The 6,932-nt window shown below is 36.2% G+C and carries 5 protein-coding genes and 1 pseudogene; 2 read left to right on the top strand and 4 right to left on the bottom strand.

What is annotated here, in order from left to right; genetic code table 11:
• On the bottom strand, positions 1-191 hold a 191-nt coding region (locus ACEW8U_RS22345), incomplete at its 3' end, for a hypothetical protein (protein ID WP_373524275.1).
• Positions 192-201: 10 nt separating this feature from the next.
• Positions 202-1,347 carry a hypothetical protein gene (locus ACEW8U_RS22350; RefSeq protein WP_373524276.1) on the bottom strand — a complete coding sequence of 382 codons (1,146 nt, stop codon included), beginning with the start codon at positions 1,345-1,347 and terminating at the stop codon, positions 202-204.
• 214 nt (positions 1,348-1,561) lie between these two features.
• Here ACEW8U_RS22350 and ACEW8U_RS22355 point away from each other — a divergent pair, with 214 nt between their 5' ends.
• Positions 1,562-2,080, top strand: a complete 519-nt coding sequence (locus ACEW8U_RS22355) for a YfiT family bacillithiol transferase (protein ID WP_373524277.1) — start codon at positions 1,562-1,564, stop codon at positions 2,078-2,080.
• Positions 2,081-2,130: 50 nt separating this feature from the next.
• Here the strand turns inward: ACEW8U_RS22355 and ACEW8U_RS22360 are convergent, their stop codons facing one another.
• Positions 2,131-2,964, bottom strand: coding sequence for an outer membrane beta-barrel protein (locus ACEW8U_RS22360; RefSeq protein WP_373524279.1), 834 nt, complete (start codon positions 2,962-2,964; stop codon positions 2,131-2,133).
• A gap of 8 nt (positions 2,965-2,972) precedes the next feature.
• Positions 2,973-3,479 (bottom strand): annotated as a pseudogene (locus tag ACEW8U_RS22365) (peptidylprolyl isomerase); the annotation flags it as partial.
• Positions 3,480-3,896: 417 nt separating this feature from the next.
• Here ACEW8U_RS22365 and cas9 point away from each other — a divergent pair.
• A partial coding sequence (cas9, locus tag ACEW8U_RS22370) for a type II CRISPR RNA-guided endonuclease Cas9 (RefSeq protein ID WP_373524278.1) occupies positions 3,897-6,932 on the top strand: 3,036 nt, incomplete at its 3' end.

Here is a 6,932-nt window from a genome sequence, read left to right on the forward strand (position 1 = left end):
TCTACCCCGTAATTTGTGATTGGATTCTTACCCGCTTTTGTTATTTCAAATTCAACACTTGCCCCACCACCTTCCGAGGATTGTGCTGAAACACTTTCGATAAACGGATAATCCCTTGTTGAAATCTGTTCTTCTTCTGTACAGGACAGAAACAAAACCAATCCGATAAAGAGGTATTTTGCTCTGTTCATAAAAAAAGAATTAAAATTTAAATCCGGAATGAAGTTGAATTTGTGTCAGACCGCTTTCGGAGCCTTGTCTTATTACTGATCCCCTTACCCCCAAAACAATACCTCTATGGCCTTTCAGGTACCGTTCAAGTCCAAAACCCAAAAGAATTCCTGAATGCCTGTCAGGGAAACTAAATTGAATTTTTTCGGTAAATACCATTTCATCCTTAATCCCACCCTCATAGGAAGTAGCATTTTGGATAGTAAATGAAGAAAGCAATACCCCAAGTTCTGAATAGAATCGTGCTTTGTTGGGAATATAATCGTGATAAATTTTACTGAATATCGGGATTTGAAAACCCCTGAATTTCACATGTATATCTGATTCGAAATTGGTACCCCTATATTCGATACGGACAAATTCTTGGGAATTGAAATACAAAGTTTGTATACCTCCATTGATAGAAATATTTCTCTTGTGGTTTAAGAAACCCTCTGCATTGAAACCAAAAGTTGGAGAAATTGATTGATGGGACCCTAGGGTAAAAGTTGATGGAATAAGGTATTTATGCCAAATTGAAGCAACTCCGATATAGGGAGTAAAGACAATTGGTTTGGTAAATGTCCTTGGCTTTTGAATTTCACTGGCGGTTTTCAAAAGGTACACCAGGTCAGATTCATTGACTTTGGTTTGGTCAATCAGGATTTCAATTTTTGGGTCATTTAACCATTCTTTCAATATTTCTTGATAACCTTCTTCTATTTTTTTAATAATACTGTCTTTTTCAATGAAATAGCGAATGGGAGATTCATTTAACCGCCAAAGGTTAATATCGCTTTTTTCGTTGGGAATCCTTTCCAGAAATTTCCAATCTTTGGTATTTCCTTTACCGATGTTTTTTCGGAAAAACTTTTCTCCACCTACGGAAAATTCACTGATATCCTCAATGGTATAGGTAGTTATTTTCCCTTTTTTTCCCACTCTGTAATTGATGGAAGAAATTCCTTTATTTCCCGGGAATTGTACCTTCCCGTAAAATATAGCGGAATCCTGAAAAACTATGTAATCTCCATTTTGTCCAAATACGTTGTGGTATAGAGTTAAATTAACAGATAAGATAAAAGTCAGCATCAGAAACAGTTTTCTCCATGATGCAATTGGGTTCTTCGTTTTCAAATGGTATCTAGATTTAGGTTAAAATCTCTTTCTATCAATAATGGTTTTTCTACTTTTTCACAGGAAAAAAAAGCCACTACCAAAACAATTGTATCGAAATATTTTTTCATAGAAAATTGGATTAAAAATTTGCGAAACTTAATTAAAAATTCTGATTTCCAATCCTGACAACTAAAAAATTTTAAGTAATTTCATCGCAAACAAAACATATTTTATGAAATATCCCATAGGCCCTTTTACCCTACCTTCTGAAATTACCAATGAATTGATTCAGCAATGGATTTCTGAAATTGAATCCTTTCCACAATTGCTGAGGGATATAGTTCAAAACCTAACTGAAACCCAACTAGATACTCCTTACCGGGAAGGTGGTTGGACTGTCAGGCAAGTGGTCCATCACTGTGCTGACAGTCATATGAACAGTTTTATCAGGTTCAAATTGGCCCTCACTGAAGACAATCCCACCATCAAAGGTTACCATGAGGCACAATGGGCTGAAATGCCGGACTACCTTCAGCTTCCTGTCGAACCCAGCCTCAAGATCCTAGAAGGGCTACATGAGAGGTGGGTGGTCTTGTTAAGATCTTTGAGTCCTGAGGAATTGAAAAAGACTTTTTTTCACCCAGAAAAACAGAAAGCCGTTCCCCTTGATCAGACCATTGCCCTTTATGCCTGGCATGGAAGACACCATTTGGGACATGTTAGGATCTGTCACGTTGGCACCTCTTCCTGATTTCCTTGGATAAGCAAGGGAATCAGGATTTAAGTACCAATAGTTTAAAGTCAGAATCCCCTTTTATTGATGTGCAGGCCACTAGAGACTTTCTTTTGTTCCTTTTGAATAGATTTTCCTTTTTGGAATGAGTAGCTCAAGGTTAGCCATATTGGTAATCTGGACATATGAATCTGCCCGGTAGCCCTTTGATGAAATAGATTTCCTTTAGTTTCTAACCCGTTATAAGTAAAACGACGGGCAAAGGGCATGGCAGATGTCAATCCTAATTTCCATTTATCCCCCAGTTTTTTCTCTGCAGCCAGAAAGTAAAGTGGTCCGCTAAAGAAATCAGATTGGATATCATTGACCGGAGAAAGGTACCTGAATCGGAGAGTGATATTGACATCTCTTTCCAGTGCGATTATTCCCGAAAATCCGGTTTCTAATGCTAATTTATTTCTTCTCGGATAAATCGTGTGGTCATTACCTATACTATGGCTATGGAAGAACCTGACCATGTGGTTGATGGAAGTGGATTTACTCAGCCTTACTGCTCCGCTGGACTGCAAGCCTGTTTGGTACAGGTCCCCCAGGTTGGCAAAAGTAACCTCCATAATACCTGAAGTATTGAGCGTGTGCAGGCTATTGATCATATTGCTTCTCTTTTCAAAAAACAAAGCGCTCATCAGCATCAGGTTGCCTGTATTCCAGGTATGTTCTAGGTTGGCCTGATGGTAGATATAGGGTTGAAGGTCCTGATTGCCAAAGGATAGGGTATAAGGATCCAGAAAGGTTTCAAAATTATTAAGCTGGTGAAATAAAGGATACACCATGGCCGAACGGAAAAAGAGCCTTGCGGAATGTCTTTCGTTCCAAACATATCCGATTCTTGCATTGGGCAGAAGGTATAAATTGTTTTTACTTTGAGGGTTATTGGAATTAGTGGTTCATCGGTTTCATCCCTTTTTTCAAAAACAATCTTATCGACTACATCCATGCCTTTGATCACCTGTCCAAAGACGGTATAGTCACCATCCAATCTGTGAAGTCCGTTTTTGTTCTGGACAATATAAAACTGACACCTTGCGGATAGTTTGTCAGGGTTGTTGTCCCTTCCTGCGCCCACGGCACCATGGACATGGGTAATGCCCCTGACAATTTCGGGTTCCAACAAATATTCAGGATCATCGAATCCCTCTTCCGTAACCGGACACCCACCTTGGTCTACAAAATTGGGTATGACCCGGTTGAATGTCAACGAATCCCAATAACCTGCCTCTGCAAGCTGAATAAAGCTGTCTCTATGTCTAGGTGTTTCATCAAACAAACTGATATAAATTTCCCCCTAAGGGGTTTCTATCAGGCCAATAGGTTGGGTTTGGGCAGCTGCGGTTTGTATAAACCACAAAAAAACCATGGTAATAATAGGAATGAATTTCATGGATTTAAATATAAGGGGAAAATAAGTGAATTGGAAAATTAAGATGTGTGAATGGTGGGGAGGGATTGGAAGATTTCAAGATTGAAAAATAGGGGAGTAGAAGATTGGAAGGTTGGGGGAGTTGGGGAATGGAAGATTTGTGAATAAAGGAGGTAATAGAAAGATTTTGGGACAATGTCTGTCAGTAGTTGAAAATACCCTGTTTCAGGTATTTTTTTATTAAAAGGTTAGGGGTATTTTGGGAGTTCAAAAATTCACCAAAAAAAGACGACCCCGACAGATAAATCCATCGGGGCCCTCTTAAATGTTTTCACAACGGAATAATCCTTATTGTGAATTGCTTCAAATTGATGGCACTAATATAGATTTATTACATTAAACTTTTATAAAAACATGAAAAAGATTTTAGGATTGGATTTGGGGACAAATAGTATTGGGTGGGCATTGGTTGAACAAGATTTTGACCAAAAGCAAGGTAAGATTCTAGGTATGGGATCAAGAATTATTCCAATGAGTCAAGATATCTTGGGAGAATTCGAAAAAGGAAATTCAATATCTCAGACAGCAGAGAGAACAAGATTGAGAGGTGTTAGGAGGCTAAGAGAAAGACATCTTTTAAGAAGGGAGCGATTATTAAGAGTATTAAATATACTAGACTTTTTACCTAAGCATTTTTCTGATCAAATAGATTTTAAGGATAAGTTGGGAAAATTTATTGGAGAATCAGAGCCAAAATTAGCTTACGACGAACCAGGGTTCATCTTCAAAAACTCCTTTGAGGAAATGCTTTCAGAATTTAAATTAAATCAACCAGATTTAGTTGAAGGAGGGAAAAAAATACCTTATGACTGGACAATCTATTTTTTAAGGAAAAAGGCACTTACTGAAAAAATTGAAAAATCGGAGTTGGCTTGGTTAATTCTAAACTTTAATCAAAAAAGAGGATACTATCAATTAAGAGGTGAAGAAGAGGATGAACAGCCAAATAAGTTGGAAGAATTTTATTCTTTGAAAGTAACCGACATTTCGGCTGATGAAAGCCCGAATAAAAAGGGAGAAACGTGGTATTCGTTAACCTTGGAAAATGGATGGGTATACCGAAGATCAAGTAAAGTCCCAATAGATGATTGGTTAGGCAAAAAAAAGGATTTCATTGTGACAACTGATCTAGATGAAGATGGAAATGTAAAGTTGGATAAAGAAGGAAATGAAAAGCGAAGTTTCCGAGCTCCCAGCGAGGATGATTGGGGACTCAGAAAGAAAAAAACTGAAAAAGAAATAAAAGATTCCCAAAAAACAGTTGGTGAATTTATCTATGATAGTCTGCTTTCCAACCCAAAACAAAAAATTAAAGGAGACTTAATCCGAACAATCGAACGAAAATTCTATAAGGTAGAAATTAAGTCTATTTTGAAATCACAAAAGCGATTTCACCCTGAACTTAGTGAGCCCGGAATTTTGTCGGATATTATTAGGGAGCTCTATAAAAATAATTTTTCACAGCAAAACTTCCTTCAAAATCAGGATATGATTCACCTTTTGGTTGAGGACATTATTTTTTACCAAAGACCATTAAGAAGTCAAAAGTCAACATTATCAAATTGCCCTTTAGAAGTTAGAGTTTTTAAGGAAGATGGAATTGAAAAAAAATCACCATTGAAGGTAGCTTCAAAATCCCATCCTTTATATCAAGAGTTTAGATTGTTACAATGGGTTAATAATCTTAGAATCATACGAATAAAGGATGAAAAATATGTAACTGAAAAGTTTCTTGGTAACCTTGATCAAACAGAAGATCTCTTTAATCATTTGATGGTCCAGAAAGAAATTGACTGCAAAGGGTTAATGACTTTTCTTCTTTCTAAAGAAGGATTGAAGGGAAAAGATTTAAAGACAGAAATTTCTAGTTATAAATGGAATTACGTTTATGATATGGAGAAAGGCGAGTCAAAAATATATCCTTGCAATCCAACAAGGTATGAAATCCTAAAAAGACTTGAAAAAGTTAAGAACTTTGATTCCGAGATTTTAACATCTGAATTTGAAGAAGCCCTATGGCACATAATTTATTCAGTAACTGACAAAATTGAATTTGAAAAAGCTTTAAAGTCATTTGCAAAAAAAAATGGACTTGTTATAGAGTCTTTTGTTGAGAATTTTAAGAAAACACCACCCTATAAAAGTGATTATGCAGCTTACTCACTTAAAGCCATAAAAAAGTTAATTCCCTTAATGAGGTTTAGCTCTAACTGGAGTTTGAAAAATATTGAACCTTCGACATTAGAAAGGATCGAGAAAATCCTTAACGCCGAGTTTGATCCGGAAATTCAAGATAAAATCAGAGAACTTTCAAAAGAGTTTACTTCTAATGAAGATTTTCAGGGGCTACCTGTCTGGTTTGTGAATTACTTGGTTTATGGTAGGCATTCTGAGGCCTCAGAAATAACTAAATGGAATTCGAGTGAAGAAATAGAATCTTTTATCAAAGAATTCAAACAACATTCATTAAGAAATCCAATTGTTGAACAGGTGATTGTTGAAACTCTCAGGGTTGTAAAAGATATATGGGTTCACTATGGGCAAGGTAATAAGGACTTTTTTGACGAAATACATATAGAACTAGGTAGGGATATGAAGAATCCTGCCAGTGAAAGGGAAAGGCTTTCTAAATTGATTTCAGAAAATGAAAACACTAATCTTAGAATTAAGGCTTTGTTGGCTGAGCTATTACATGATCCAAATGTTGATAATGTAAGGCCATTTTCACCTATGCAACAAGAAATACTAAAAATTTATGAGGAAGGAGTTTTAAAATCCAACATTGAGGTTCCAGATGAAATATGGAAAATCAGCAGAACAGCGCAGCCATCAAAATCAGATTTGCAAAGATACAAATTGTGGCTGGAACAGAAATATATGTCGCCTTATACAGGAAAAGTAATTCCATTAAATAAGCTGTTTACTCCAGCATATGAAATAGAGCATGTGATTCCTCAGTCAAGGTTTTTTGATGATAGTTTAAGCAATAAAGTCATTTGTGAAGCAGCTGTAAACAAGTTGAAAGATAAAATGATGGGGTTTGAATTCATTAAAAATTTCCATGGGCAAAGAGTTTCTTTAGGGATGGGCGAAGAGGTTGAAATTTTTTCTGAAGGTGCATTTAAATCATTTGTTCAAGAAAATTATTCTAAGAATCCTGCTAAGAAAAGAAAGTTATTGATGGACGAGTTGCCGGAACAAATGGTAGAAAGGCAAATGAATGACACTAGATACATTAGTAAATATATCACCTCTATTTTATCAAATATTGTAAGGTCTGATGAGGATGATTCTGGATTTAATTCAAAGCATATTATTCCAGGTAATGGGAAAATTACCAATGAACTCAAACATGATTGGGGGTTGAATGATATTTGGAATGACTTAATC

Origin of the sequence: Aquiflexum sp., assembly GCF_041751335.1 — a bacterium.
In the GTDB taxonomy this organism is placed as follows: Bacteria; Bacteroidota; Bacteroidia; order Cytophagales; family Cyclobacteriaceae; genus Aquiflexum.

Coding starts and splice junctions, on each gene's coding strand:
- ACEW8U_RS22355 (WP_373524277.1), top strand. CDS start 1,562: ATGAAATATCCCATAGGCCCTTTTACCCTACCTTCTGAAATTACCAAT.